The 25,791-nt window shown below is 36.7% G+C and carries 25 protein-coding genes; 13 read left to right on the top strand and 12 right to left on the bottom strand.

What is annotated here, in order from left to right:
• Nucleotides 1–5: 5 nt before the first annotated feature.
• The 4 genes from IQ226_RS08035 to IQ226_RS08020 all read right to left on the bottom strand — a co-directional run bounded on the left by IQ226_RS08035 (nucleotide 6) and on the right by IQ226_RS08020 (nucleotide 4,307).
• Entirely contained in the window at nucleotides 6–1,217 is a 1,212-nt protein-coding gene (locus IQ226_RS08035) for a glutathione S-transferase family protein (protein ID WP_193894339.1), read from the bottom strand.
• Nucleotides 1,218–1,220: 3 nt separating this feature from the next.
• Nucleotides 1,221–1,877: a class I SAM-dependent methyltransferase family protein gene (locus tag IQ226_RS08030; protein WP_193894336.1), complete on the bottom strand. Its 657-nt coding sequence runs from the start codon at nucleotides 1,875–1,877 to the stop codon at nucleotides 1,221–1,223.
• A 159-nt stretch (nucleotides 1,878–2,036) separates the two neighbouring features.
• Nucleotides 2,037–3,050, bottom strand: a complete 1,014-nt coding sequence (locus tag IQ226_RS08025; protein ID WP_193894332.1) for a threo-3-hydroxy-L-aspartate ammonia-lyase — start codon at nucleotides 3,048–3,050, stop codon at nucleotides 2,037–2,039.
• A gap of 216 nt (nucleotides 3,051–3,266) precedes the next feature.
• Nucleotides 3,267–4,307: an NADP(H)-dependent aldo-keto reductase gene (locus tag IQ226_RS08020; protein WP_193894329.1), complete on the bottom strand. Its 1,041-nt coding sequence runs from the start codon at nucleotides 4,305–4,307 to the stop codon at nucleotides 3,267–3,269.
• Nucleotides 4,308–4,756: 449 nt separating this feature from the next.
• Between IQ226_RS08020 and IQ226_RS08015 the strand changes: the two genes are divergently transcribed.
• The 10 genes from IQ226_RS08015 to IQ226_RS07970 all read left to right on the top strand — a co-directional run bounded on the left by IQ226_RS08015 (nucleotide 4,757) and on the right by IQ226_RS07970 (nucleotide 15,495).
• Nucleotides 4,757–6,469, top strand: a complete 1,713-nt coding sequence (locus tag IQ226_RS08015) for an iron uptake porin (protein ID WP_193894326.1) — start codon at nucleotides 4,757–4,759, stop codon at nucleotides 6,467–6,469.
• A gap of 122 nt (nucleotides 6,470–6,591) precedes the next feature.
• Nucleotides 6,592–7,413 carry an NADPH-dependent oxidoreductase gene (locus IQ226_RS08010; RefSeq protein ID WP_193894323.1) on the top strand — a complete coding sequence of 274 codons (822 nt, stop codon included), beginning with the start codon at nucleotides 6,592–6,594 and terminating at the stop codon, nucleotides 7,411–7,413.
• A 519-nt stretch (nucleotides 7,414–7,932) separates the two neighbouring features.
• On the top strand, nucleotides 7,933–8,742 hold the full coding sequence (locus tag IQ226_RS08005; protein WP_193894320.1) for an ATP-binding cassette domain-containing protein: 810 nt from the start codon (nucleotides 7,933–7,935) through the stop codon (nucleotides 8,740–8,742).
• A gap of 435 nt (nucleotides 8,743–9,177) precedes the next feature.
• Entirely contained in the window at nucleotides 9,178–10,293 is a 1,116-nt protein-coding gene (locus tag IQ226_RS08000; protein WP_193894317.1) for an aliphatic sulfonate ABC transporter substrate-binding protein, read from the top strand.
• Between the two features lie 106 nt (nucleotides 10,294–10,399).
• On the top strand, nucleotides 10,400–11,263 hold the full coding sequence (locus IQ226_RS07995; RefSeq protein ID WP_193894313.1) for a TauD/TfdA family dioxygenase: 864 nt from the start codon (nucleotides 10,400–10,402) through the stop codon (nucleotides 11,261–11,263).
• Between the two features lie 49 nt (nucleotides 11,264–11,312).
• On the top strand, nucleotides 11,313–12,350 hold the full coding sequence (locus IQ226_RS07990; protein ID WP_193894310.1) for a sulfonate ABC transporter substrate-binding protein: 1,038 nt from the start codon (nucleotides 11,313–11,315) through the stop codon (nucleotides 12,348–12,350).
• A 178-nt stretch (nucleotides 12,351–12,528) separates the two neighbouring features.
• Nucleotides 12,529–13,329, top strand: coding sequence for an aliphatic sulfonate ABC transporter permease SsuC (gene ssuC, locus IQ226_RS07985; RefSeq protein ID WP_193894307.1), 801 nt, complete (start codon nucleotides 12,529–12,531; stop codon nucleotides 13,327–13,329).
• A 153-nt stretch (nucleotides 13,330–13,482) separates the two neighbouring features.
• Nucleotides 13,483–14,640 carry an FMNH2-dependent alkanesulfonate monooxygenase gene (gene ssuD / locus IQ226_RS07980; RefSeq protein ID WP_193894304.1) on the top strand — a complete coding sequence of 386 codons (1,158 nt, stop codon included), beginning with the start codon at nucleotides 13,483–13,485 and terminating at the stop codon, nucleotides 14,638–14,640.
• 34 nt (nucleotides 14,641–14,674) lie between these two features.
• Nucleotides 14,675–15,241 (top strand): NADPH-dependent FMN reductase, encoded by a 567-nt coding sequence (gene ssuE, locus IQ226_RS07975; protein WP_193894301.1) that lies wholly within the window; start codon nucleotides 14,675–14,677, stop codon nucleotides 15,239–15,241.
• 8 nt (nucleotides 15,242–15,249) lie between these two features.
• On the top strand, nucleotides 15,250–15,495 hold the full coding sequence (locus IQ226_RS07970; protein WP_193894298.1) for a hypothetical protein: 246 nt from the start codon (nucleotides 15,250–15,252) through the stop codon (nucleotides 15,493–15,495).
• 100 nt (nucleotides 15,496–15,595) lie between these two features.
• On the opposite strand, the gene IQ226_RS25885 is transcribed toward IQ226_RS07970, so the two are convergent.
• Nucleotides 15,596–15,715 carry a hypothetical protein gene (locus IQ226_RS25885; protein ID WP_370567105.1) on the bottom strand — a complete coding sequence of 40 codons (120 nt, stop codon included), beginning with the start codon at nucleotides 15,713–15,715 and terminating at the stop codon, nucleotides 15,596–15,598.
• Nucleotides 15,716–16,033: 318 nt separating this feature from the next.
• Here IQ226_RS25885 and IQ226_RS07960 point away from each other — a divergent pair, with 318 nt between their 5' ends.
• Nucleotides 16,034–16,843 (top strand): prohibitin family protein, encoded by an 810-nt coding sequence (locus tag IQ226_RS07960; RefSeq protein ID WP_193894296.1) that lies wholly within the window; start codon nucleotides 16,034–16,036, stop codon nucleotides 16,841–16,843.
• Nucleotides 16,844–16,873: 30 nt separating this feature from the next.
• On the opposite strand, the gene IQ226_RS07955 is transcribed toward IQ226_RS07960, so the two are convergent.
• From IQ226_RS07955 to IQ226_RS07935, 5 genes are all read right to left on the bottom strand, one after another.
• The gene (locus tag IQ226_RS07955; RefSeq protein ID WP_228039319.1) at nucleotides 16,874–17,284 is read right to left on the bottom strand and encodes a hypothetical protein; all 411 of its coding nucleotides are present in this window, start codon (nucleotides 17,282–17,284) and stop codon (nucleotides 16,874–16,876) included.
• Nucleotides 17,285–17,413: 129 nt separating this feature from the next.
• Entirely contained in the window at nucleotides 17,414–17,953 is a 540-nt protein-coding gene (locus IQ226_RS07950; protein ID WP_193894293.1) for a DUF1634 domain-containing protein, read from the bottom strand.
• Nucleotides 17,954–17,955: 2 nt separating this feature from the next.
• A complete protein-coding gene (locus IQ226_RS07945; protein ID WP_193894290.1) occupies nucleotides 17,956–18,792 on the bottom strand; it encodes a sulfite exporter TauE/SafE family protein in 837 nt (278 codons plus the stop codon).
• 314 nt (nucleotides 18,793–19,106) lie between these two features.
• Nucleotides 19,107–19,739 carry a cadmium resistance transporter gene (locus tag IQ226_RS07940; RefSeq protein ID WP_193894287.1) on the bottom strand — a complete coding sequence of 211 codons (633 nt, stop codon included), beginning with the start codon at nucleotides 19,737–19,739 and terminating at the stop codon, nucleotides 19,107–19,109.
• A 136-nt stretch (nucleotides 19,740–19,875) separates the two neighbouring features.
• Nucleotides 19,876–21,330, bottom strand: coding sequence for an APC family permease (locus tag IQ226_RS07935; RefSeq protein ID WP_193894284.1), 1,455 nt, complete (start codon nucleotides 21,328–21,330; stop codon nucleotides 19,876–19,878).
• A 692-nt stretch (nucleotides 21,331–22,022) separates the two neighbouring features.
• Between IQ226_RS07935 and IQ226_RS07930 the strand changes: the two genes are divergently transcribed.
• Entirely contained in the window at nucleotides 22,023–22,805 is a 783-nt protein-coding gene (locus tag IQ226_RS07930; protein ID WP_370567104.1) for a hypothetical protein, read from the top strand.
• A 168-nt stretch (nucleotides 22,806–22,973) separates the two neighbouring features.
• On the opposite strand, the gene IQ226_RS07925 is transcribed toward IQ226_RS07930, so the two are convergent.
• Complete coding sequence (locus IQ226_RS07925; RefSeq protein ID WP_193894281.1) at nucleotides 22,974–23,753, bottom strand: phosphatase PAP2 family protein; 780 nt, start codon at nucleotides 23,751–23,753, stop codon at nucleotides 22,974–22,976.
• 531 nt (nucleotides 23,754–24,284) lie between these two features.
• Here IQ226_RS07925 and IQ226_RS07920 point away from each other — a divergent pair.
• Entirely contained in the window at nucleotides 24,285–25,082 is a 798-nt protein-coding gene (locus IQ226_RS07920) for a sulfite exporter TauE/SafE family protein (RefSeq protein WP_027401191.1), read from the top strand.
• A 32-nt stretch (nucleotides 25,083–25,114) separates the two neighbouring features.
• On the opposite strand, the gene IQ226_RS07915 is transcribed toward IQ226_RS07920, so the two are convergent.
• Nucleotides 25,115–25,753, bottom strand: coding sequence for a cadmium resistance transporter (locus IQ226_RS07915; RefSeq protein WP_193894278.1), 639 nt, complete (start codon nucleotides 25,751–25,753; stop codon nucleotides 25,115–25,117).
• Nucleotides 25,754–25,791: the final 38 nt, after the last annotated feature.

Genomic DNA, 25,791 nt, shown 5'->3' with positions numbered 1-25,791 from the left:
TAAAATCAATAAATAGATGCCAAAACCTTATCTGCTGCGGCTCGTAATGCAGTTGCAGCACCAGCACTCATATCTCGTGGCGCACAAATTCTATTTCTTACATAAGCCAGCGTAATAGCCCCAGTAGCCGCGATAATGGGATCTATACTTTCTTTTCCACCTGTTCTTCCTCCCAGTAATAGTTCGTTATTACCATTCAGAAGATAATCAGCTAATAGTCTGAGGTGAAAATCAACAATTTCTTTGATTATTGAGATATCACCTAAAGATTGAACTCCAGAATTTTTGAGAATATCGCCAATAGCAACTTCTCGATTATCACTTAATCTTTCTGCTGCTTCAGCCCGATATTCAATAAATTCAGCATCAAATAAATCTAAAGGCAAGGGATTACCAATAGGTTCTACGCCAAATCTACGGCGTAAAAGTAAATTATTAGTAATATTGTCTGATTTAACTCTGTTGTAAGCAGGACGTTTTTTAAGTGCTGCAAACCAAACATTAATGAGAGGAAAACGAGGATTTCCTTTGATGTGATATCCTCTATATACTGGTAAATTAGCCGCCAATCTATCTAAATGGGGACTATACATAATATCTACCAGGCTAAATGTTGATAAAAAATAGGGTTTTGGATATCTCCCTAAAGTTTTTTCAATTTCATCTAATTTAGCTTCAAATTCTGCCTGTAAATTTGCTAATTCTTTGGCATCTTCTGGAGGTTGTCTCAAGAATTTATAGGCAATATCCCGAAAACCGTTAGTTTCTGCATCTTCAACCCATTGTCTAGCCAGAGCATTTTCTTCTGGATCTTCTGGTAACAACGTTTCGCCAAAGTGTTCTTCCAATTCTAAAAGAATATCTTTTGATTCATAAACGAATTTGCCCTCAATATTTGCTGCGGGGACAAGGGTTGTTGGCACTAAATCTGTGTACCATTTCGGTTTATTACTCAGATCAATAAATTCTGTTTCAAAGGGAATTTGTTTTTCTTCTAAGGCAAACCAAACTCTTTCACAAAAAGGACACCAAGAGTTACTATCTCTATATAACAATACTGGCGGTTTTTTCTCCGGGGAAAGTTTATGTAAACTGCTAGGAATAGGAGCAGTAGAAGGTGCTTGTCCTGGTCTTTTAACTCGACGGGCGGGGGTATTTTGTCGAGCAGTTTCTAATAATTGATCCCAACTGGATATGGTAGTGCTTGCAATGGCCATTTCTTACCTCGCCTTATTTGGAACGCCAGAAAATACAAATAGTTTTTCTTCTTTGGGTGTAGGTAGATTTTCACCTAAATAACGATGAATCCCTACTCCCATATCTCCTGTTGCTGTGAGTTTAAAGTTAACTTCCTCAAATCCAAAATCACGGAAGTATTTACGCACGGTTTCTGAGTAAGCAATACCGTTAGAATTTCCACGAGTCCAGAGAACAAAAGCACGTTTTTTACTCAGAAAGCTCAAATTCCCTAATAAACGATTGAGTTCATTTTCATCAGCTAAATTGCCAAAAATACCACAAACAATCACAATATCTGCTGGTACTGCTCCTACATAATTATCAGTAGCAGTAGCATCACCATTGATAAACTCAATTTGTTTTGTTAGACCCAATGATTCTATAGTTGCACGTCCACGTTCAACTAACTCAGGATTGATTTCTACTAATCTTGCATATACATCTTTAGTACGGGGATGATTTGCTAAAGTTCCTAATAAATCTCGCCCATCACCAGCGCAAGCACTAACTACCCGAATAGCCCCTGTTGGGGAGTTATCTAAACTATAGGAAATATATTCCCGCACGATTTCTAGACGCTGCTGTAATTTTGGTTCGCTATTGTAAAGATCGTGCCATTCTAACCAATCTTTTGGCATAAAAGAAGATTCCCGATTGCTAAAAATTCAGATTCTCAACAGTGTCTTTTATCACTATAACTAAAACTACGGTAAGCTTATTGAAAAACCGTAGATTAAATATAAACACAGACTACCATGTCAATTTGGAAAAGATCAAGTAGTTAGATAATTATTTATCTAGTAATGCAAAAGATGATTAAGTTGCTTTAATTGACTAACTTGCAATAAATCTACATTTCCACCACTAATAATTACGCCAATTCTCGCACCCGGCGCTTTAAATACACCTTCTAATAATGCTGTTGCAGCTATAACTCCGGTAGGTTCAACAACGATTTTTAAGCGTTCCCAAATCAAGAACATAATGCGAATTATGCCTGCATCCGATACTGTCACCATATCATCCACGTATCGCAAGACTAGGGGAAAGGTGATTTTACCCAAACTGGGAGTTCGTACACCATCAGCAATGGTATGGGGATTATGGACAATTTGCAGGGTTTTGGTATAAAAGGAACGAGTAGCATCATCAGCTAGTTCCGGTTCTACACCGATTATTTTACAATTAGGTAAGACTGCTTTTGTCGCAACTGCACAACCAGAAATTAATCCACCACCACCGCAACATACTAATAAGTAGTCTAGTTGTCCCACTTCTTGAACTAGTTCTAGTGCAGTTGTACCTTGTCCAGCAATTATATGAGGATGATCATAGGGTGGAATTAAAGTTAATTCGCGTTCTGCTGCAAGAGTTTTGGTTAATTTTGCCCGGTTAGTTGTGTCACGGTTATACAAAATGACTTCAGCACCATAAGCGCGAGTTGCAGTTTGTTTGACTATCGGTGCATCATCAGGCATAACTACAATAGTGGGAATATTGAGTAATTTGCCAGCAAGAGCGACCTGCTGAAAGCAGCAGCGCTTCGCTATCGCTTGTCCATGATTTCCTGAAGAATAGGTAATTACCCCTTTGATTTTCTGCTTGGCTGATAATTGGACTAAGGCATTATAAGCACCACGAAACTTAAATGCTCCTGTCCGTTGAAAGTTTTCGCATTTAAAAAATACTTGGCTTTGAGTCAGTTCATTGACGGTATTCGAGGTAATTACTGGTGTTTGATGAGCAATACCTAAAAGCCTTTTTTGTGCTGCTTCTACATCAGTAATAGTAACAGAATCAGATAATAACATTGTTTTTTCTAAGAGGATGTTTGAAAAGCTTTGGCGACTAGAAGTCGCGGCTACACAGACAAAACCCATCTATTCCTGCGGAACGCTACGCGAACATGGGTTTCAAACTCTTAATTTTTCGTTAGTCCACGCAGGTGGAATTTGTTTGTGTAGTAGCGATTTATAATCGCCGGAAACTTTTAAAACACCCTCTTTATATTTTTTTACAAAACCTGGTTAAGGTGCTGGATTAGGATAACGAGTGTGAATTGCATCTATTTCTGCAAAAATCTCTTTATCTAAAACCACATTGACACTATCTATATTTTCCTGCAATTGTGCCAAAGTTGTTGCGCCAATAATTGTACTTTTCACAAACCAGCGACTTTTAACAAAGGCGATCGCTAATTGAGCAGGTGAGAGATTATACTTCTTAGCAATCTCCACATAAGCCTTAACTGCTTCTTGGACATTAGGTTTCAAATACCGTTGTCCAAAACCTGGAAATAGAGTTATTCTCGTATTTTCTAACTGTTGATTCTCTATGTATTTACCAGTCAAAAACCCAAAACCCAAGGGACTATAAGCCAATAAACCCACATCTGTATAACGGTAAACCTCAGCTAAACCTGATTCAAAATTACGATTTAATAAATTGTAAGCATTTTGAGTTGTCACAACTTTAGGTAATCCCAAATCATTAGCAATGCGAACAAACTCACTTACTCCCCAAGGCGTTTCATTACTTAAACCCAAATAGCGAATCTTCCCAGCTTTAATCACATCAGCAAAAGCCTGTAACTGTTCCGCAATAGGCACAGTTTCCCTTTCTGATTCTGGATTATAACTTGTTTGTCCAAATGTCGGAACATAACGATCAGGCCAATGAATTTGATACAAATCTATATAATCGGTTTGTAATCTCTGCAAACTATCATTTACTGCCTGTGTAATATTATCACGGTCAACTTTATTATTTCCACCCCTCAACCAAGAAAAAGGACGACCCGGACCAGCAATCTTAGTAGCTACAATTAATTTATCTCGTTGCTGTTTCTTCAACCATTCACCAATATAAGCCTCAGTTTTCCCTTGGGTTTCACCACGAGGAGGGACCGGATACATTTCTGCCGCATCTAGGAAATTTATCCCTTGGGTAACAGCATAGTCAAGTTGCTCATGTGCATCCTCAATAGTATTTTGATGCCCATAGGTCATAGTTCCCAAGCAAATTTCTGAAACATTGAGGTCGCTTGCACCAAGTTGGTTGTATTTCATAATGTTTAAATGATTCTCCTGATTCCATTTTCCTACAAAAACTAAAAATATCACTATTTCATCAAACTACACTAAATCTACTGATTTAACGGAGTTAATACCTGAAAAGGCATACTATCATATAAATTTTAGATATACAACCCTTTGTAGCAATTAATTTAAAATTATCAAAAATGTATCCACCAATACTCAAATTCTAGATTTTTTGTGAAATACTGCTATCTATAACAGATTAACTACAGTAACTTGACCAAATTACCGGATTATATAACATAGGGTAATTTAGTTGCTACTATAGGCTTTCGTGTCAGTAAGAATACAAAACCAGTCTCAATAGACCTATTACCGAAAATTTCTATCTGAGAAGTTCCTTGATCTTTCCTATGGTAAGTCCGAAATTATTGATGATTTCGGACTGCCTTAAATTTTGTGTGTGTGAGGTTATCAAAATGAAAAAAACTGCTTGTAATTTATTGCTAACTTTCCCAATGTCTGTATTCCTATTAGTCTTAGCAGCTAGTACAAAAACTTCTGCTAGTGAAATAAGAGGAGAAAATGAAACAACAAACAAAGAGACTTTATCACCAGTCAATATCAATACTCCTGACTTTAACAAAATTACTCAAATAATTGCCCAAAAAGAACCTTCCTCTTTATCAGATGAATCACAAGTTACATCTGTATCCCAGCTTTCAGATGTCCAACCCTCTGACTGGGCTTATGAGGCCTTAAAATCTCTTATAGAACGTTATGATTGCTTAGTGGGTTCTGATACTAAATATCGTGGTAATCGAGCTTTGACTCGCTATGAATTTGCCGCAGGGTTAAATGCTTGTTTAGATCAAGTCAATAAACTTATTGCCTCAACCACGTCTAATTTAGCTGTAAAAACAGATTTGGAAACCATACAGCGACTAAATGAAGAATTTAATGCCGAACTTACTGTATTACGCGGAAGATTAGACGCAATAGAAGCACGAACAACACAATTAGAAGCTGATCAATTTTCAACAACAACCAAACTCACAGGTCAAGTTCAGTTCGTTCTGGGCGGAGTCCTCGCTGGTAACAACGTCCTCACCAAAAAACCCGCACCTCGTACCATCACCTTTCAAGATGCGGTTCAATTAGTCTTAAACACCAGTTTCACTGGTAAAGACCAACTGCGACTAGTCCTCTCAGGTGGAAATATTGAGTCCTTAGGACAACTTAGATCTGGGGTTCTTGGAACATTTGATGGTAGAACTGCCGATAATCGAGTCCCTAGCCTTCAACCCAATCAGATTCGTGTTGGTGGTATCCGTTATCGTTTTCCCATTGGTAAAAAGACACAATTTAACATTTTTGCTCAGTCAGATGGAGCTAATGAAATTGGTTTAAGTGGTCCAACCAACCCATTTGAAGGCTCTTTCAGTAATGGGATAACACGATTTTCCCGACGGAATATGGTCTATAACTATGGAGATGCAGGTCCAGGAATCGCTATCCTCCATGATCTCAGCAAGCAGTGGCAATTAGGGGCATCATACAGTGCGCCTAATGGTGAGAATCCCACACCTAATAATGGCTTATTTGCAGGTAGGTATGTCGCCTTTGGACAAGTAACATACTTTAGCCCCAAGAAAAATTTTCGAGTTGGCTTAAGTTACGCTAACACCTACAGTCCACCAAATGCGATAGGTCTAGGTGGCACCAATTTTGGACCTGCCGCTGGTAGTAACTTAGCAAACAGTACCGTAGCTGGTGCGGGAACTGTGGGAAATCTTTACGGATTGGGTGCATTATATAAACTTAGTCCAAAGATAACAGCTAATACTTATGTAGGCTATTCAGCCCATCGTTATTTAGGAAATGGAGATGGTCAAGCATGGAACTGGGGAGCAGGACTAACATTTCCCGACTTAGGAAAAAAAGGTAGCTTAGGAGCTATTTTTGTCGGTCGAGCCCCAACTTTAACTGGACTGAGTAAAAATGTAGATTTGGGAGCAGGTAAAGGTCAAGCTGACAAAGATCTATCACTGCACGTTGAAGGATGGTATCAATATAAACTTAGTAACAATATCGAAATTACACCAGGAGTCATTTGGATTACTGCACCGGATTCAGATGCCAGTAATCCTGCTAGTGTAGTTGGTTGGTTGCGTACCACCTTCAGATTTTGACGCATAAATCAGGATTTGAGGATTTGCAGGATTTCGTATTGATCAAAAATCTTTCATCCTGTCAATCCTTTAATCCTGGACATCCTGATTCTGACATTTTCATAATCATTTTTCTGCAAGTTATGACTAACCCAACTGAATTACTTAATTATCGTTATGGTAATAGTAACTTCAATCCAGATATTCCTTGGAGTGACACCTTAGAAACTCTGTTATCCCATCGTTCAATTCGTGCTTATTTACCTGATGCTTTACCACCAGGAACTTTAGAAGTTTTAATTGCTGCTGCTCAATCTGCTTCTACTTCTTCCAATCTCCAGACTTGGAGTGTAGTAGCAGTTGAAGATGCAAATCGCAAAGAAGAATTATCAAAACTAACTAATAATCAAGCACATATTCGCCAGTGTCCTCTCTTTTTAGTATGGTTAGCAGATTTAGCCAGACTCACAAACATTGCCGAAAATCTTGGACTACCTCATGAAGGTTTAGATTATCTAGAAATGTTTTTGATGGCGGCCATAGATGCCGCATTAGCAGCACAAAATGCGGTAGTCGCAGCAGAATCTATTGGGTTGGGAACTGTGTATATCGGTGCATTACGAAATAAACCAGAAGATGTAGCCAAAATTTTGAATTTATCATGTCATGTAGTTGCTGTTTTTGGTTTATGTGTAGGTTATGCAGATCCGGTTGTCAAGGTGACAATTAAACCACGTTTACCACAATCAGTGGTGTTACATCGAGAAACATATCAACTTGCAGAACAAGAGCAAGGAATATCAGAATATAACCAAATCATGGCAAACTTTTACAATTCACAACACATGAATATTCCTGGTGATTGGTCGGAACATTCTAGTAAAAGAGTAGCATCGGCTGAATCATTATCTGGTCGGCATAGATTAAAAGAAATTCTGAATAATTTGGGGTTTAAATTACAATAATTAACTTTTGTAACAAGAATATAAATCATAAGAATTTGTGAACAAATAGTCAAAAATAAATTTTTCCTATTTTTTGATGTCAGCAATTAATACATTAATTGCCAAGTTTTTTATGAAATAAATCCTCATCAACAAGTGGGGATTTTTTTATGGGTATTTTTCATAAAATTCTTCTCAAAGATACTTGCATTTTTTATCTAGTTATGCCACACTAAATTAAAGCTACGGTATTCCTACCGAATTACAGTGGATTTATCTGGGAGACACAGATTGGCACAACAAGCATATTGGTAGTAATGCCAGATGCTTGTTTACTAAAGCTCTCTGTCCAGGCAGATTCAAGCAAATACAAAGAGAGTAATTTGTGTCAATCTTAAAATTTCCTCAAGCCGAAAAATAAATATATTAATTTTCTCAGAAGTTCGGCTCAGAAAAATTCTCCACAAGCATTGTCTATTTTTATTTGACATACTTACTCCAAATAAACCATCAAACATCCACAATTAAGAGGTTTTGATCATGACTAATAAAGTAAAAGGAATGCAATTAAATCTTGAAGGACTGAGAAAGTCTTTTGGAAATAAAACTGTTTTACAAGGAATTGATTTAGAAATTCAGCCAGGAGAATTCGTGGCTATTGTTGGTCGCAGTGGCTGTGGTAAAAGTACCATGTTGCGTCTAATAGCTGGGCTAGATGCTCCCAATAGTGGCGATGTTTTGTTAAATGGTAGATATTCTGATAAACCCATTAATCCTGCTATCCGCATGATGTTCCAAGATGCTCGTTTGTTACCTTGGCAGCGAGTATTGGCAAATGTAGAATTAGGTTTAATAGGTGCTAATTCCAAAGTTTATGCCAAGCAAACGGCTTTACAAGTGCTGCGTGAAGTAGGGTTAGAAGACCGCGCTCAAGAATGGCCTTCCGTACTTTCCGGTGGACAAAGACAACGGGTAGCTTTAGCCAGAGCCTTGGCCAGTAAACCTTCTTTATTACTACTAGATGAACCTTTGGGGGCGTTAGATGCCCTAACTAGAATTGAAATGCAACAATTATTAGAACGTTTGTGGCAAGAACAAGGATTTACAGCATTGTTAATTACCCATGATGTAGAAGAAGCAGTGGTATTAGCAGACCGAGTAATTTTGATTGAAAATGGTCAAATTAGTATGAATGTAAAAATTGATCTTCCCCGTCCACGCGCTAGAGGAGACGCAGAGTTTGCGAAGACTGTAGAGAGAATTTTAGATAGAGTCATGGGTAAACAAGAATCACCACAAACTGAATCTGCATCATCGTCTTCTTATTTATTGAGTTCTGTGTCTGCCTAAATGCCATTACTAGAAACTGTTTGGAGCAAAAATTATGACTATCGCCATAGAAAGTCTACAAAAAGTCAAATTCGCACAGATAGGCGTTCAATTAGTCAACCTGTGGTGTTGTCTAGGCTATCCTTAGATTTAGATCAACACCGCAGTTCATACCCAGAAATTTTCCAGATACTTCTGAGGTTATATAGAGTTAGTAGGTGATATTGGTGAAAATAGAGAAAGCCAACTTTTCTCAACTTCTCTTTTCTAATCTTAGAGCTTAAATAATCTTGGTATTTGACTGATAACTGATATTCTCTACATGGCTTACCAAGCATTAATGTCAGTTATCTTTAGGTTTCTTCATACCGTGTTGAGGTAGATTATTTTTTCTACCTCACTTTCTTAAATATTTAACAAAACTAAAAAATGTTCATAAAAAAAGGGGATTCAACCATGCTGAATTGGAAAAATAAATTTAAATCCTGGAAAGACAAACAGATTACTCGTCGCTCTGTTTTATCCACCTTTGGCTATACCTGTGTCTTATCTGCTGCATTATTCACTTGGAACACACCCCAAAATAGCGCTCAACAGCAAGCAATTTCATCTACTGGCAGTACAACTAACACAAATAGTAAACTAATTGCCAGTAATGACAAAAAAGTAGTCCGAATTGTTCGTTCTAAACAACTTACAGCCTTAGCAGTTTTAGAGAAAAAAGGCACTTTAGAAAAACGATTAGGAGCTTTAGGATATAAAGTTGAATGGCCTGAATTTGCTGCTGGTCCACAACAGTTAGAAGCTTTAAATGCAGGTGGACTTGATGTTGCATCTACAGCCGAATCACCTCCAGTTTTTTCTCAAGCAGCCGGAGTTCCTCTCGTATATTTAGCAGCTAACTCCTCCGATGGTAGAGCAGTTTCACTTTTAGTTCCTTCCAATTCACCTGCTAAACGTTTCAGGGATTTGAAAGGTAAAAAAATTGCCTTCCAAAAAGCATCTATTGGACATTACCTGACAGTTAGAGCAGCAGAAAGAGAAGGTTTAAAACTCACTGATATAAAGTCAGTTTTTTTAGCACCTCCAGATGCCAACGTTGCCTTTAGCCAAGGTAAAGTAGATGCTTGGTTTATTTGGGAGCCATTTGTAACCAGAAATGTCCAAAATAAAGTGGGTCGTGTTTTATTAGATGGTGGTAATGGTTTAAGAGATACTAACAACTTTTATTCTACCAATCGCAAATTTTATCAAGAAAATCCTCAAGTCATTAAAATTTTTCTAGAGGAATTACAAAAAGCACAAGTCTGGTCTAAAAACAATCCTAAACAAATTGCTCAGTTACTAACTGGTGCAACTCAGCTTGATGCACCAACTTTAGAAAAAATGCACAGCAAATATCAGTTTTCATTAGTGCCAATTAACGAAAAAGTTATCAGGAAACAACAAGAAGTTGCAGATAAATGGTATAGCTTAGGACTTATACCTAAAAAAGTAAATGTTAGAGATGGGTTTTTAACTCCTCAACAATATGCGGCAATTACTCCGAAGGAAGTGCTTGCCGAAAAATAGCAATTTGTAGTTTTTTTATTCTTTTTTTACCAAAAATACGGAGAAGAATAAAACTAAAATTGATTTTTACATAATTACATAACTTGAATGAATTTGATTTTTTATCATGCCGACACTTACTTTAACTAATTTTCAAATTACTCCTCTTGATGCTCCATTAGGTGCAGTTATTACTGGACTAGATGGTAGTCAAAAAATTCTACCTGAAATTATTTTACAATTAAAACAAGCACTTAGAGATTACCATATTCTCATCTTCAAAAATCAACATCTTAATGATGAGCAATTTTTGAACTTTAGTTTTAATTTTGGTTCATTATTTGTCCCGCCAGATAATGTTCCAGTTCTCGCTTCTCAACCAGGAGTAACGCCAGTTATAATTCCCGTTTCTAATGTTGATGGTGGCTATACAGGTACGGGGGAATTAGCTTTTCATTCTGATCATAAATGGACACCCTATCCTTCTAGTGGTTCTCTACTCTATGCTCTAGAAGTACCATCTGAAGGTGGAGATACTTCTTGGTTAAATCTCAATTTAGCTTATGAAACTTTGGATGAATCAACCAAACAACAAATTGCAGATTTGCAGTTGATTACTTATAATCCATTTTTAAATAAGCCAGGAGAACCTCGCCGAAAGTATCGTGAGGATAAGAATATTACTCTCATTAGTCCTGTCTTTCCCCACCCATTGGTGAGAACTCATCCAGAGAGTGGTAAAAAGATTTTGTATTTAGATTACACCACAGAGGTTGAAGTTGTTGGTTTAGAACCCCAAGAGGGTAAGGAATTAATTGAACAGTTGAGAAATCATCTGCATCAACCTCAATTTTATTATCAGCATAAATGGTCTGTTGGCGATATTGTCTACTGGGATAATCAATCTACATTACATTATCGTCAAGCTTTTGATCCTCATCAACGTCGGGTCATGAAACGCATTAGTTTAGCGGGTAGTCGCCCATTTTAGGTTCTGGAATAAAACGATTTGAATTGAAATTAAGTGAGGAGACATAATTATGAACTTTAATCTACAACGCCGCACAGTTTTACAGAAATTTATTCAATATTCAGCATTAGCTTTGGTTTTTCTTTCTACTCCCATTGCTAGTAATATAGTCGAAGCCCAAAATACAACTAATAAAGCAGGAATTAAGACAAAAGTAGTCCGACTTGCCTATCAAACATCTGGAGATATTGTGAAAATCAAAGGGGTGGTAGATAAGCGTCTTGAGCCTTTAGGTATCAAGGTAGAATGGTCTCCATTTCCTGCTGGACCGCAATTAATGGAAGCGATGAATGCAAATAGGGTTGATATTGGTTCTGTAGGAGAAACACCACCAATTTTTGCTCAAGCTGCTGGCGCTCAACTTGTCTATATTGCTGGACGTAAACCTAGTAGTGGTGAAGGTAGTGCTATTGTTGTCCAGCCAGATTCTCCTATTAAGACAGTTAAGGATCTTAAAGGTAAGAAAGTTGTTTTTCAAAAGGGTTCAGCATCACATTATTTACTACTAAGAGCCTTGGCTGAAGCAGGTTTAAAATATAGCGATATTCAAGCAGTTAGTTTAACTCCAGCAGAAGCTCGTGATGCTTTTATTCAAAAGAAAATTGATGCTTGGGTTGCTTGGGACCCCTTTATTGCGGTTGTTCAAAAAACTGCTAATGCTCGTGTTTTGAGAAATGCTTCCAGAATTGCTACTCAAGGTGGATTTTATATGGCTAGACGGAGTTTTGCTGTGGAAAATCCAGAAGTTGTCCGCATAGTTTTAGAAGAGGTAGATAAATTAGGAGAATGGGCAGAATCTAATCCTGACGAAGTTGTGAAAATTCTTGCACCTGAACTAAAACTTGATCCTGCACTATTAGGAGTAGTAGTTCGTAGACGTACATTCCGTATACGCCCAATTAACTCATCTCTGATTGCTGAACAACAACGGATTGCAGATTTGTTTTATAAGGAAGGAGTTATTCCTAAACAAGTTGCTATCAAAGATTCAGTTCTTAGTTCTCAACAATATGCTGCTATTACCCCCCGAAGAATTAGTAAAAAATAAATAAGAATTCAAATCCCCGATTTCTGAGAAGAAATCATAATTTGTTAATTAAAGAAAGAAGTCGGGGATCTTAGCCACTGATTTAACCACCTCAATTCTGCTCATAATTATCCTTTTTATCTCTTAAGAAATTGTCATGAAACTTTCTTCTTCAACTGATTTTTCATCCAAATATACAATGAAAAAAAATAAATTACATTTTAAATTTATCAATAATCGCTATATTCAATCATTTATACCTTGGCTTGTGCCAATAACAATAATTATCTTGTGGCAATTCTTGTCTTCTATTGGGGTTATTCCCACCAGAATATTACCAGCACCTTTGTCAGTTGTTACTGCTGCTATTAAATTGGCTCAGACAGGTGAACTTTTTAGAAATATTGGTATTAGTGCCATAAGGGCAATATCTGGGTTTTTAGTTGGGGGAAGTATTGGATTTACTTTAGGTTTACTCAATGGTATTTCTCCCATTGCGGAAAAGTTACTAGATACATCATTGCAAATGTTGCGAAATATTCCTAATTTAGCATTAATTCCATTGGTAATTTTATGGTTTGGCATTGGTGATGAAGCTAGACTATTTCTAGTATCTTTGGGTGTAATGTTTCCCATTTATTTAAACACTTTTCATGGCATTCGTAGTGTTGATAGGGGATTAATTGAAATGGGTAAAATTTACGGTTTAAATACTTGGGGTTTATTTTGGCGAATTATTCTCCCAGGGGCAATGTCTTCAATTTTAGTTGGTGTGCGGTTCTCTTTAGGGATTATGTGGTTAACACTGATTGTCGCAGAAACAATTGCTGCGGATTCTGGGATTGGTTATATGGCAACAAATGCTAGAGAATTTATGCAAACTGACGTTGTAGTTTTAAGTATTTTAATATATGCCTTGTTCGGCAAGCTGGCTGATATAGTTGCTAAAACTTTAGAAAACTACTGGTTGCAATGGAATCCTAGTTATTTGAAGGGATAATCTACTTATACCCGATAGGGTTACAGTATTTTTTTGTAAAGGTCTTGCTTTTCTTGATTTATTTGTGTAATACTCTTAAGCATTACTCAAATAATACGGTAAACCGATAAATTTAACGTAGTTTTTGATTGAAAAATTTTACACTTAAGTATCATGCAAGTTCTTTGGTTTATTCCCACACATGGCGATGGACGTTATTTAGGAACTGCTACAGGTGGTCGTTCAGTTAACTTTGATTATTGGCGACAAATTGCCCAAGCGGTTGATCAATTAGGATTTACAGGGGCTTTATTACCCACAGGTCGTTCTTGTGAAGATGCCTGGATTTTAGCTTCAACTTTGGTAACGCACACTAAAAAAATGCGGTTTTTAGTAGCAATCCGTCCGGGGTTAATGTCGCCAGGAGTAGCAGCAAGAATGGCAGCAACTTTTGATAGAATTTCTGGCGGACGATTATTAATTAATGTCGTAACTGGTGGTGATCCTGTTGAATTGGCTGGTGATGGTTTGCATCTTAGTCATGATGATCGCTATCAATTAACCGATGAATTTTTAACAGTTTGGCGAGAAATTGCTGGAGGTGAAATTTCTAACTTTGAAGGTGATTATCTGAATATTAAAGAGGGGAAAATTCTATTTCCTAATATCCAGAAACCTCATCCTCCTTTGTGGTTTGGTGGTTCCTCTCCGATTGCTCAAGTAATTGCTGCCAAGCACGTTGATGTTTATTTAACTTGGGGTGAACCACCTCAACAAGTAGCAGAAAAAATTGCTTCTGTGAGACGTTTGGCTGCAGCACAAGGAAGAACATTAAGCTTTGGTATTCGTCTTCATGTGATTGTCAGAGAAACTGAGAGTCAAGCTTGGGATGCGGCTAATGATTTGATTCGTTATGTAGATGATGAGGCTATTAAAAAATCCCAACAAGCTTATGCCAGAATGGATTCAGTTGGACAAAACCGCATGAAGGAATTACATAATGGCAGTCGGGAAGCATTAGAAATTAGCCCTAATTTATGGGCAGGAATTGGTTTAGTTCGGGGTGGTGCGGGAACTGCATTAGTAGGTGATCCCGATACTGTTGCTAAAAGAATGCAGGAATATGCGGACATAGGAATTGATACTTTTATTTTCTCTGGTTATCCCCATTTAGAGGAAGCTTATCGGGTAGCAGAATTGCTTTTTCCTCGTTTACCTTTGGATAATTTACCAACAATAGAACCACAATTATTAAGTCCTTTTGGTGAAATTGTTGCTAACCGGGAATTTCCTCAACAACTTAGAGAAACAACAGTAGCCACCGTAGATTAGTTGAAAATTAATTAAATCAAGAGGTTTTTGTCAGATGACTTATATTTTAGCGATCGCTGGTAGTCCTTCTCATCCTTCTAGAACCTATGGAATTTTAGAATATGCAACTCAAATTCTTTCCCAACAAGGCCTAGAAACAGATATTATTTCTGTGCGGGATTTACCTGCTGAGGATCTAGTTTATGGACGTTATAAGAGTCCAGCCTTAGAAAAACCAAAAGCATTACTGGAACAAGCAAGTGGTATAATTATTGCCACCCCAATTTATAAAGCTGCCTACACAGGGTTACTCAAATCTTTTTTAGATTTATTACCACAACAAGCTTTAAATGGTAAGGTTTTATTACCTTTAGCTACTGGTGGTACAATCGCTCATTTATTATCAATAGAATATGCCTTAAAACCAGTTTTAGGTGAATTAGGTGCAAGGCATATTTTAAGTACAGTTTACGCAGTAGATAAGCAAATTCAAATTCAAGCTGATGGTAGTTTGCAATTAGATGAAGAAATTGATCAACGTCTCAAAGAAGTTTTAACAGAATTTATCCAAGCTGTTAATAAGTCTCAACCTGATGTCAAAGAATTAGCATATAGTAACTAAAGGTATCTATGAATCAATACTCTGATTTGCTATCGGAACTCTCTGATTTTCTTTATCCTCGTAGTCCTTATTATGGAGATTTGAAGTCAGAACATTTAGAATTTAATGCTCAACTTCAAGATTTTTCGCAACGAGTGAACTATATTTCTGGTCTACAAACTGGTGGTAAACTTTCCTCAGAAGAGGCTTATAAACAAATACATATTCTCTGGAAACAGTTAAAAATGACCAAGAAAAAAATATTAATTTGCTAAAAAAAAGTAGATCCCCGACTTCTATCATTGGTTAATAATTTAATTGACATCATCAAATAAGAAGTCGGGGATCTTACCCCAACTAATGAACCCAAAAAAATTACCATCGTTTGCATATTTTATCATCAAAATTGTCGTAGTATTGCAAGTGAACAGTTCCCACAACTAAATTATTTACCTTTTCTCCAGAGAAAACAATCTGGACTCGAAATTGATAAATACCTTCCTTGGTGGGATTATAAAATGGTTTTAAACCTATGGTAATTGTTTAGCGGTAACTGGTTGGTTAAAGGTAGCAATAACAGTTTGCGGTTGATGTGGATTTTTGGCTAGGGTAATACCTAGCCTTTTTTTGTCCATTTGTTTCTCCAAAAGCAATACTGTTTTTTCTGATCAAATTCAATATTTTCTACACCGTCTATTTGTGAGAAAACAGCCTATTATAATTGCTAATTAGCCATAAATTCTGGTAATTTCTATTTAACTGCATAAAATTCTAGCTCACTAATCAAAATTCTCTTAGTTATGGAAATTAGGGATGAAAAAATATAATCGGCTAAATAATGCTGGTAAACTGACTGCTTTACTATGTTTGCTGACTATTTTGCTCACACCTTGTGTGATAGTTAATGCTGGTGAACGTGGTGTATTAATGAAATTTGGTCAAATCCAAGAACAAATATTAGGAGAAGGTATCCACTTAATCATACCTATAGTTAATACAGTCAAAAAATTAAGTATCAGAATTCACAAGCAGGAAATATCAACTGAAGCAGCTTCTAAAGATTTACAAAATGTTTTTATGGATGTAGCTCTTAATTGGCATTTTTTACCAGATAAAGTTAATAGAATATTTCAACAAATTGGTGATGAAAATCAGGTTATCGAATCTATTATAAATCCAGCAATTGAAGAAGTATTAAAAGCAGTCGTAGCCCAATATACTGCTGAAGAAGTAATTACAAAACGCGGGGATGTTAAGAGAGAGTTAGATCAAGCCCTAACGGCAAGATTGGAAAATTATAATATAGCAGTTGATGATATTTCCTTAGTTCATATTCGCTTTTCTGACCAATTCAGAGCAGCAGTAGAGTCCAAACAAATTGCCGCACAGGAAGCAAAACGGGCTGAATTTATTGCCTTAAAAGCAGTGAAAGAAGCAGAAGTGAAAGTCAATTTAGCCAAAGGGGAAGCAGAATCTCAAAGCTTACTCAGAGAGAGTTTGACACCGGAATTACTGCAAAGGCAAGCTATAGAAAAATGGAATGGAAAACTACCGCTAATTATGGGTAAAGATAGCCCAAACCTTTGGAATATTCAGGAGTTAATTACAGCTAGTGAAAATTAACTTCTCTGGGATATGGAAGTAATTTTTCAATTACCCATTAGTAAATAAAATAGGAGTATCAATGATCTTCAATTGAATTAAAAGTACAATCACTAATGTATATGCGGTTGAAGAAATGAGACTGTTAAATAACTCTTTTTTCAAATTACGTTCTTTGCTTTCTTGTTGAAACATATCTACTGAACCATATTGCATCAACAGGATACCTATAATATTTGATAGCCAGTAGCCAAGAATAGTACAAGGGAAAAGTAATTTTGGCGATAATAAACTACATAAATACCCAAAAAAGTAAGCAATGGGTAGATTAAATAATAAATCATTCCACCAACATAGAGGAGAAAGCAAGTATCCCAACACTAACAAGAATCCACCTCTGAGTTTCTTCCAAATATTCATGCTTGGCTGCGCTAAAGAGATTTGTGTGTTTTCGCTATTCATGGTAACTTTTGGACTTTCTACTTGGATGTTGATCATAAAACTACACTAATTCTATCGTCTTAGTGTAGTTTAACTTAGAAAACGAGAAAATGTCCAACATTGAGAAATAGTCACGAGTTGTAGAAAATATTAGTAATATGCGCCAACCAGGCTATAAGTTAGACTAGCAAGCACTAATGATGTAATGACGACATAGATAAAATTTCGCTGTAGAAGAAAAGTGCAGAAAGAAATGATCACCCGCAAAATAGGGATAGCAATGAGTATTAACAGCCCTAGTTGAATAATTCCCCGGCGGCTACCTGCCAAAACAGCATTTACTACGCCTGTTGGGGAATGAAACTCAGATGGTGTGCCTCGAAATATTTGATATTCAGCAGGCTCAGAACCATGATTAATTAAGTACAAAATACCCCCAAATAATACTACAGAACTAGCAATTAAAACTCCATATTTAAGGAGGTTACTAAGTAAAGATTCTAATTGTTTTTCACTAACTGATTTTGTGAGTTTTTGATGATTAACATTTTCATCATGATCATTGAGGTGTTGTTCTTCTAACTCTTGAATATCACAATCTCGCCCTTCTAATTCAAAAGTGAAAGTTTCAATTTTTCTTTCTATCTGTGTTGTGCAAGTCCAGCGAAAACCAGAATTTAGTTTATACATAATTACAGCCCTCCTATTAGACTGTTATAGACCATTTTTAATGCCATTACTACCAATACAAAACTGAAGATAATTCTGAGAATTTGAGTTTTAGCACCGATTAAAATTCTGGCTCCCAAAAAAGCACCTGGTAACACTCCCAACATTACTGGCATAGATAAACCTGGATCTATATATCCCTGTGTTAAATAAACACCTGCTGAGGCTGCGGCTGTGACACCAATCATAAAATTACTGGTAGTAGTGGAAACTTTAAAAGGGAGACGCATAGCTTGATCCATAGCCAATACTTTGAATGCTCCCGAACCAATTCCCAATAAACCAGAAAGCACTCCTGCTACTAACATAATACTGAACCCAGCAGGTAAAGCATGAACTTGGTAAGGGATTACACCATCAGGAGTGGGGTAAGTACCATTAAGTTGGAGATATTCTGCTAAAGGATCTGGTGGAGCAATTTCTGTTTGTTCTGGTCTGGGTCGTTGAGACAGGTATGCTGAATAAATTAGCACAATTGCCAAAATCAAGGAAAGTATTTTTACAGTTACATGAGTGGCAATTAAAGCCCCAATGAGAGCGCCAATGGTGGTGGCTACTTCCAGAAACATTCCCAAGCGCAGATTAGCGTAGCCTTTTTTAATATATGTAGATGCTGAACCTAATGATGTCGCAATAACTGATACTAATGATGCCCCAACGGCATAGCGAATATCAACACTAAAGACGGAAGTTAATAACGGAACTATCACGACTCCACCGCCTAACCCAGTTAATGCTCCGACTAACCCGGCACTAAATGATCCCAACCAAACCAGTAAAGAAAATGCTAGTATGCTCAATTTAAATTCCCCTTTTGTTTAATCTATATTTATGAGCGTTGAATTTATGAGCCTTGATAATTTTTGTCATCCCGTCAGGAGGTAAACACAAGAAAAGAATTTATTTATGGATAATAGGACTTACGCACTATACAAATTAACCATGATGTGAATGAACGAAAATCCGTCGTTTCAGGCTTTAGGCGATTAACTTCTGTTCAATAGCGAACTGCTTGCAGCAGCGCTTCGCTATCGCTCAAAAATAATCAAAAAATCACGTTAAAATGCCCAAAACCCATACTTCATATTTGGTTGATCCTGTCAATGCGTAAGTCCTAGATAAGATTGAGAAGACTAAAACTATGACTATCAAGGAAGATAAAAGTACCTAATCCGATTAAGACAAATGGCATGAACCGATTACCATATCTGGTAAAAAGGTTAGCCAAGGCCTGATTATGAGTTAACTTATGTGCTACGTAACACAACACCCCCACTAATGAAAAGAAAACACCCAAAATTACTAATAGACTTTGCCAATTACTGCTGGCAAATATCGGCACATAAATACTAATGTTATCCGTTCCATTGGCAAATGTCACAGCCGCAACACTATAAGTTTGCAAATTGAAAAACTTCGCCCATAGCGATCGCTCTGAAACTTCTGTATCTGTCTCCACATCCTCTGATTCATCCTCTTCTTGATTCATTAAACTTCTGATCCCCATGATGATTGGGACTAAACCGAATAACCCAATCCAAGGACGGGGTAAGATTAAACCGCCAAAAAAACCTGGCAAACTAGCCAAAATTAAAGCGGTGAAACCTAGATACTGACCGATAATAATATGCCAACGGCGAAACTTAGCATTTACCTGAGAAAAAAACAAGGTCAAAATGACTAAATCATCAATGTTCGTGGCACTAAAAGCCATTGCTCCGGTACTAATTGCAGTTACTATACTCATAATGTTGTTAGATTTTAGATTTTAGATTTTGAATTTTTGACTATCAAGAGATATTGATTGAGGATTATTAAGTAACAATTGACGTTGATTCTTCTCCATCACCAATTACCAATCACCCATTACCCATTACCAGCCCTTAATAGTTATTTCTCTCTGCGAATCGAGCATGAATATCATCAACTCTTTGAATAATTCCTGCTGCTAAGTGAGGAGAACGTTGTTTTTTAATAAAAAACCAGCCACAAGTAACAGAAAGATACAACAAGAACAAGTAAGGAAAGGTATTATAAGGAGCTTCCGGCATGGGAAACAGGCTACTACCAGGAATCCCCACACTACCGACTACTGGGATCATCATGAACGCCACAGCTAAAACCGCAAACACCACATCTATCGAACGGAGGTTTCTGATTTTGTATAGATAGACTGGAGCAGCAACAGAAATCAGAATATAAACAGTTAAAAATCCATAACTACAAATAGCCCCTAAATAGCCCATACAATCGAATAGTTTGATATGAAAGAAGGACATTATTGCCGGGATGAAAAATGTCAATAGCGAGCATATCGTGACGGCAACATGAGGAGTTCTATTGGCTGCGTGAGCATTACCTAAAGAGGCAGGAAACAAACCATGACGAGCCATTAAAAAAGCTACTCTAGCCGCAGGATTGATACTGCCAAGAATGCAAGCAAAGAAACTAAACAACGTTCCTAAAGCCACCATTTCTCCCAAAAAACCCACTCCTGCTTGTCGGGAAAGAAAACCCAAAGGTTCTTCGGTGTCTTTAATTGAAATTCCCGTACCTTGAAAACCTAGAATTTCTATATAGGTGGTGGAAATAAAAAATAGCCCTGCAAGGATAACACTACCCATAACGGCTCTAGGTATGGTGCGTAATGGCTTTTTGGCTTCATCACCTAAGCTAGTCGCACTTTCAAAGCCGGAAAAACCAAACATCACCAATACCAGTCCCGTAGCTACACTACCGGGAGTAACTCGAGAAAGGGTGATTTGGGACATATCCACAGCAAAACCTTTATGCGCCCAAATAATCATACATAAGATACTTATCAAAACAAGGGAAGCACCTTCTAACCAAAGCATGGCTACAGCCGAAAGTTGGATATCTTTGTAAGCTGCATACCAGGAAATTCCTGCACCAATAGCTAACAGTGTGATGCTAGAAGGATGAATACCCAAATGACCAATTAGCATTCCACTAAAATTAGCGAATCCGCACAAAACGGACATTCCTGTAAATAAATAAGCCAGCACTAAACTCCAACCACAAATTACTCCTGCTGTTGGTCCTAAGCCTTGGGTGATGTAGGAATAGAGAGAACCAGGAGATGCGGAACGACTAGCAAATTGGTTAATGTTAATGCTGACTAACATTAGTCCAATCAACCCAATCACAAAACTTAGCCAAGTACCATTTCCTGAAAGTGCCACAATTAAACCAATATTAGATGCTGGTACAGTTGTGGGTGCAATTACAGCAAATGATTGCGCTAATACTTCCGAAAAAGACAGGCAATTTGCCCGTAATCCATGAATACTTTGACAAGAAGATATTTCTTTACTCATTTTTATGTTTTTATAGTGGTAAATGACACATAACTCGATAGACTATGGGGAATTATTCATGTTTATATGATGAATATATAAGGCACATTTGTTTATGTTGATTGTGGATAAACCCCATCTAAATTTTTTCCTTTTATGTGGTAATTTAAAATCAGATTGTACAGTAATTAACTTCGCATATCTATGACAATCTGGCTATTTTTGGTTAAATATTTGAGACTATCAACACCAATTTTGGGAAGTCATGATAATCGCTATTCTGTAACCTATGTCCTTGAAATGCCGAGTTTCAATAACTTTTGCATTCATGAATACATTTGAGGTCACGAACTGTATTTATCTTGACAAATTAAATACTACCTTATGTGTTCCTAGTAAGCAAGTGTTAGATAAAAAATATTTTTTAAGATTTTATACATCATTGACAAATTCCGAAAAGTACATCGGAGTTAGTGCCATTTGATTTTGATAAATTACTTTTTTATATTTTAAACTTTAAGTTGTATATAATACTCCCAAATTGCACAGATTTTAAAGGTGATTTAGGAGAAGATTACCATTAAGCCTTGCTTTACAAAGTTTTCATAGCCTATGTATTTATTCACCTCCAAAAATACGAGTATAAAAATAAATAGTATGATATTGTTGCCAACGTAATCTAATAATGGTAACTTGGAATACGAAATTAATTTATGATCAGAAAAAAAACTCAAATTTCACAGATTTTTTTTAAAGAACATCAATCTTTACATCTGATTATCATCTTGACTACTTTTTCTCATAGTTATCAGCTAAATATTCTCAAACCGGAAACTACTACCATGAAAAGCTGGAAGTCCATATTAGTTCTTGCATTGTTATGTCTGAGTTTAGTATTTGCTGACTCTGCATTAGCTGATCCGCCAAAATACAAGAAAAATCCTGATTACATCACACTGAATCAAAAACTACAACAATTACAAACGGCGAAAGCTACACAAACCCCGTTAACTGGTTATACACCAGAGGAAATTGACCAAAAAATCCATGATTTAGAATTTCAAAAATCTGCTTTTGAGTCAGGAATTGACTGGGGACAATGTAGTAATCAAACAGGAAAAACTCTAGCTATATATGGCACAGAACCAAATTTGGAAGATGATGATTATTCCAATGGTGCAGCATTATATTTTTTAGCTGATGGTCAAACGACAAAAGATAAATGGAATTGCAAAGGAATCTATCTACCCACAGATGTTAAAGCTGTAGCTTTAGGGTTGAATGGGGAGAAGGAAGAATTAACTGATGGTGTTGTCATTAAAGTTTTTAATGGCACTAAAGTGGTATTGAAAACCAACCCAGATACAAGTGCAATTGAATTTAACCAAGTGGGAACACAAATTCCTAAAGCTGGTGAGATTAACTGGTTTGTTCCTAATGTTACCCAAGCAGTTATAGATGCCAAAATTACTAACGCACCTACTAAAAAAGCTTAATAGTCATTAGTTGAGTAGGTTGGGTTGACGCAAGGAAACCCAACATCATCAAGACTTGGTTAGGTTGCGCTGTCATTAGACATCTCCAAAAAAGATTGTAAAGACGTTCCATGGAACGTCTCTAGAGGGTTTTCAGGTCAAGTATCTTTAATTTTTGGAGATATCTATTTAACCCAACCGACTCAACTCATTTTTAATTAACCGGGTTTCTTCAGACAGCAGAGTAGTTTCAGTCTCTATACTGCTATTAATAGCGGTAACTCTATGCAAATTAGGCTGAATAATTAGACTGACACCAATAGCCCAAGCTAATGCAACCATCCAACCGGCGAGAATATCGCTAGGAAAGTGAACCCCAAGATAAAGGCGTGTCCAAGCAATAGCTAACAGGTACAAACTACTAATAGTTAGGACTAACCAACGCCAAGGACGATGCCAAGTTAAAATTACTACAATTGCTACTAGTGTCATGCTTGTCATGGCGTGACCACTGGGAAAACCATAATCAAATTCAGGTGCTTTTGATACCCATAAATGGGGACGTATTCGGTGCACAAATTCTTTGGCTGTGCGGTTAATAAGCAGATTCCCGCAAGCTGTAGTCAGTAAGTAAGCAAGAGCTCTCCATTTTCTTTGCTTCCATAATATTAGAGCGATCGCACTTAATACAGGTAATACAGTCCAGAATGATCCCCATTTAGTCAGCAATACGGCAAAAATATCCAGTTGTGGATTAGCTGTAGAGTGAATTGCCAACAAAATTGGCATATCCCAGAGAAAACCACCGTCATTTTGCCAAATCCTCACCGCCAGGATTTCCACAACCTGCAAAGGCAAATACACACCCATAAATATCAGCAACAAAGAACGCCAATGGGAAAGTAACAGGTTTTTCAGAAAATTAAGCGGTGACTTGCTTTCACCCCGACTTTTTTTTAGTTTTTTCATAATTCCATCCAGTATACAAGTATCATTTTCTATCAAAATACTGAGAATAAATCAACTATCGTAGTCCAGACAAGAGAAATAATTGCCTGCGGAGTCCTGAAAATCAGGAAATTCTCACTAAGACATATAGATACTGGTAAGTAATTGGACAAAAATATTTACAGTCATTGCGAGCGAAGGGAAGCAATCACAACCCTTGCGATTGCTTCATTTCACTTCGTTCCATATGGCTAACGCAATGACATTGTGTAATTAATTCTGTCTCACTACTTACTAGACATTTTATTATTTATAAGTTTATAATACAGTAAGTTGATAGAGATGATGTAGTTTTATGAAAAATTGCCAAAACTAGGGTATCTTTCAACACTTAAGCTAAAAAATTACCCTTCAGGAGTAATAAAAGTCTACTTACAAGATTTATAAAAAATCATCCTGAACAAACTTAGACAGCGATTTTTTGTATTCATAAAATTGAGTCTATTCGAGCTTATCTTTCTCAATTCTCAATTAACTTACACTAACACCAGTATGGACTACTTATTACTACCAGCTTTCAGCTTTTTTATTGGCATCATTGTGGGTTTAACAGGTATAGGTGGTGCATCTTTGATCACTCCTATGTTGATTTTTGTGTTTCAAGTACCACCTTCTATTGCTATTAGTTCTGATGTGGTTGCAGCTACATTAATGAAAGTAGTAGGGGGAGTAAAACACTGGCAACAGAAAACCCTTGATTTAGAAGTAGTTAAATGGTTGTCAATGGGTAGTGTTTCTGGTTCGCTATTGGGAGTAGGGGTTTTACACCAACTCAGACAAAGTGGAGAACATAACCTAGATAACCTTTTACTGCGGTTACTAGGAATAATGATTTTGATAGTTACATTAGCAGCATTAATCCAAATGTTGTTGATGACATTTTTCCCCAAAATTAATTTACCCGAATTGCCAAAATTAAATTTAAAAACGAATGAAGGACGTTTTTTATCCTTACTTATTGGCGCAATTTTAGGCTTTTGTGTGGGAATGACAAGTGTTTCATCAGGTTCTATGTTCGCCCTAGCATTAATCGCTTTTTTTCGGTTAGATGCCCGAAAATTAGTAGGTACAGATATTACACAAGCCGCCATTTTACTAATATTTACATCCCTGGGACATCTGACTTTAGGAACTGTTGATTGGAGTTTAGTCATACCTATTTGGATAGGTTCTGTTCCCGGAGTTCTCATTGGTGCGAAACTTTGCGAAATTACCCCTCAACGTCCACTCAGATTTATTATCTACAGCATCTTAATGATGGTAAGTTGGAAATTAGTCGGACAAGCATAATTAACTCTATATCTCTCCGGGTTTTAATTTACTTATCCAAATAATAAATTAAATGTTCCTCTTTCATACATAATAAATAACCCCAAACCAATTAATACAAAAGGAACAATAGCTTGACCATAGCGACTTAAAATATAACTAATGTTACCTTGACGATTTAATAAATCAGCGATACCACACCAAACCCCTACCATGACAAAAAATACCGCCAAAATTATTCCTAAACCCACAATATTTTGACCTGCAAATAGGGGTATGTAAATACTAATATTATCACCACCATTAGCAACTGTCACAGCCGCAACTTTATAAGTGTTGGGATGTAAAATGCTTAATAAAAAAGAAGATGGAGGGCTATTATTTTCAGTATTCACTGTCTGAACTTCTCCACCTTCTTCTTCCCGATTGACTAATTGTTTAATCCCAATAGCAATTGGTAATATTCCTAGCAATCCAATCCATTCTCGTTGGATAACTAAGCCACCGAAAAAACCTGGTAAGCTGAGAATAATAATGGCTGTAAAGCCAAGATACTGACCGATAAAAATATGTCTACGCCGAAAATTTCTATCTATTTGCGAAAAAAATAGCAATAGAATAATAATGTCGTCAATATTAGTGGCAGCAAAGGCAATTATGCCTTCTGTAAAAGCAGTAGCAACCTGATTCATTGTAAAATTGCATAATATAACACTATTTATCAAGATAG

The organism is Dolichospermum sp. LEGE 00240 (assembly GCF_015207875.1).
Classification (GTDB): Bacteria; Cyanobacteriota; Cyanobacteriia; order Cyanobacteriales; family Nostocaceae; genus Dolichospermum; species Dolichospermum gracile.
This window is presented reverse-complemented; position numbering and strand designations above follow the sequence as displayed.

Bases quoted from the DNA above. Each gene is read 5' to 3' on its own strand.
- IQ226_RS07995 (WP_193894313.1), top strand. From the start codon at position 10,400: ATGCCGACACTTACTTTAACTAATTTTCAAATTACTCCTCTTGATGCT.
- ssuE (WP_193894301.1), top strand. From the start codon at position 14,675: ATGACTTATATTTTAGCGATCGCTGGTAGTCCTTCTCATCCTTCTAGA.
- ssuC (WP_193894307.1), top strand. From the start codon at position 12,529: ATGAAAAAAAATAAATTACATTTTAAATTTATCAATAATCGCTATATT.
- IQ226_RS08025 (WP_193894332.1), bottom strand. From the start codon at position 3,050: ATGTTATTATCTGATTCTGTTACTATTACTGATGTAGAAGCAGCACAA.
- IQ226_RS08005 (WP_193894320.1), top strand. From the start codon at position 7,933: ATGACTAATAAAGTAAAAGGAATGCAATTAAATCTTGAAGGACTGAGA.
- IQ226_RS08010 (WP_193894323.1), top strand. From the start codon at position 6,592: ATGACTAACCCAACTGAATTACTTAATTATCGTTATGGTAATAGTAAC.
- ssuD (WP_193894304.1), top strand. From the start codon at position 13,483: ATGCAAGTTCTTTGGTTTATTCCCACACATGGCGATGGACGTTATTTA.
- IQ226_RS07955 (WP_228039319.1), bottom strand. From the start codon at position 17,284: ATGAATAGCGAAAACACACAAATCTCTTTAGCGCAGCCAAGCATGAAT.
- IQ226_RS07970 (WP_193894298.1), top strand. From the start codon at position 15,250: ATGAATCAATACTCTGATTTGCTATCGGAACTCTCTGATTTTCTTTAT.
- IQ226_RS07920 (WP_027401191.1), top strand. From the start codon at position 24,285: ATGGACTACTTATTACTACCAGCTTTCAGCTTTTTTATTGGCATCATT.
- IQ226_RS07930 (WP_370567104.1), top strand. From the start codon at position 22,023: ATGATCAGAAAAAAAACTCAAATTTCACAGATTTTTTTTAAAGAACAT.
- IQ226_RS07925 (WP_193894281.1), bottom strand. From the start codon at position 23,753: ATGAAAAAACTAAAAAAAAGTCGGGGTGAAAGCAAGTCACCGCTTAAT.
- IQ226_RS08020 (WP_193894329.1), bottom strand. From the start codon at position 4,307: ATGAAATACAACCAACTTGGTGCAAGCGACCTCAATGTTTCAGAAATT.
- IQ226_RS08015 (WP_193894326.1), top strand. From the start codon at position 4,757: ATGAAAAAAACTGCTTGTAATTTATTGCTAACTTTCCCAATGTCTGTA.
- IQ226_RS07950 (WP_193894293.1), bottom strand. From the start codon at position 17,953: ATGTATAAACTAAATTCTGGTTTTCGCTGGACTTGCACAACACAGATA.
- IQ226_RS07990 (WP_193894310.1), top strand. From the start codon at position 11,313: ATGAACTTTAATCTACAACGCCGCACAGTTTTACAGAAATTTATTCAA.
- IQ226_RS08030 (WP_193894336.1), bottom strand. From the start codon at position 1,877: ATGCCAAAAGATTGGTTAGAATGGCACGATCTTTACAATAGCGAACCA.
- IQ226_RS08035 (WP_193894339.1), bottom strand. From the start codon at position 1,217: ATGGCCATTGCAAGCACTACCATATCCAGTTGGGATCAATTATTAGAA.
- IQ226_RS07935 (WP_193894284.1), bottom strand. From the start codon at position 21,330: ATGAGTAAAGAAATATCTTCTTGTCAAAGTATTCATGGATTACGGGCA.
- IQ226_RS07915 (WP_193894278.1), bottom strand. From the start codon at position 25,753: ATGAATCAGGTTGCTACTGCTTTTACAGAAGGCATAATTGCCTTTGCT.
- IQ226_RS08000 (WP_193894317.1), top strand. From the start codon at position 9,178: ATGCTGAATTGGAAAAATAAATTTAAATCCTGGAAAGACAAACAGATT.
- IQ226_RS07940 (WP_193894287.1), bottom strand. From the start codon at position 19,739: ATGAGTATAGTAACTGCAATTAGTACCGGAGCAATGGCTTTTAGTGCC.
- IQ226_RS07960 (WP_193894296.1), top strand. From the start codon at position 16,034: ATGAAAAAATATAATCGGCTAAATAATGCTGGTAAACTGACTGCTTTA.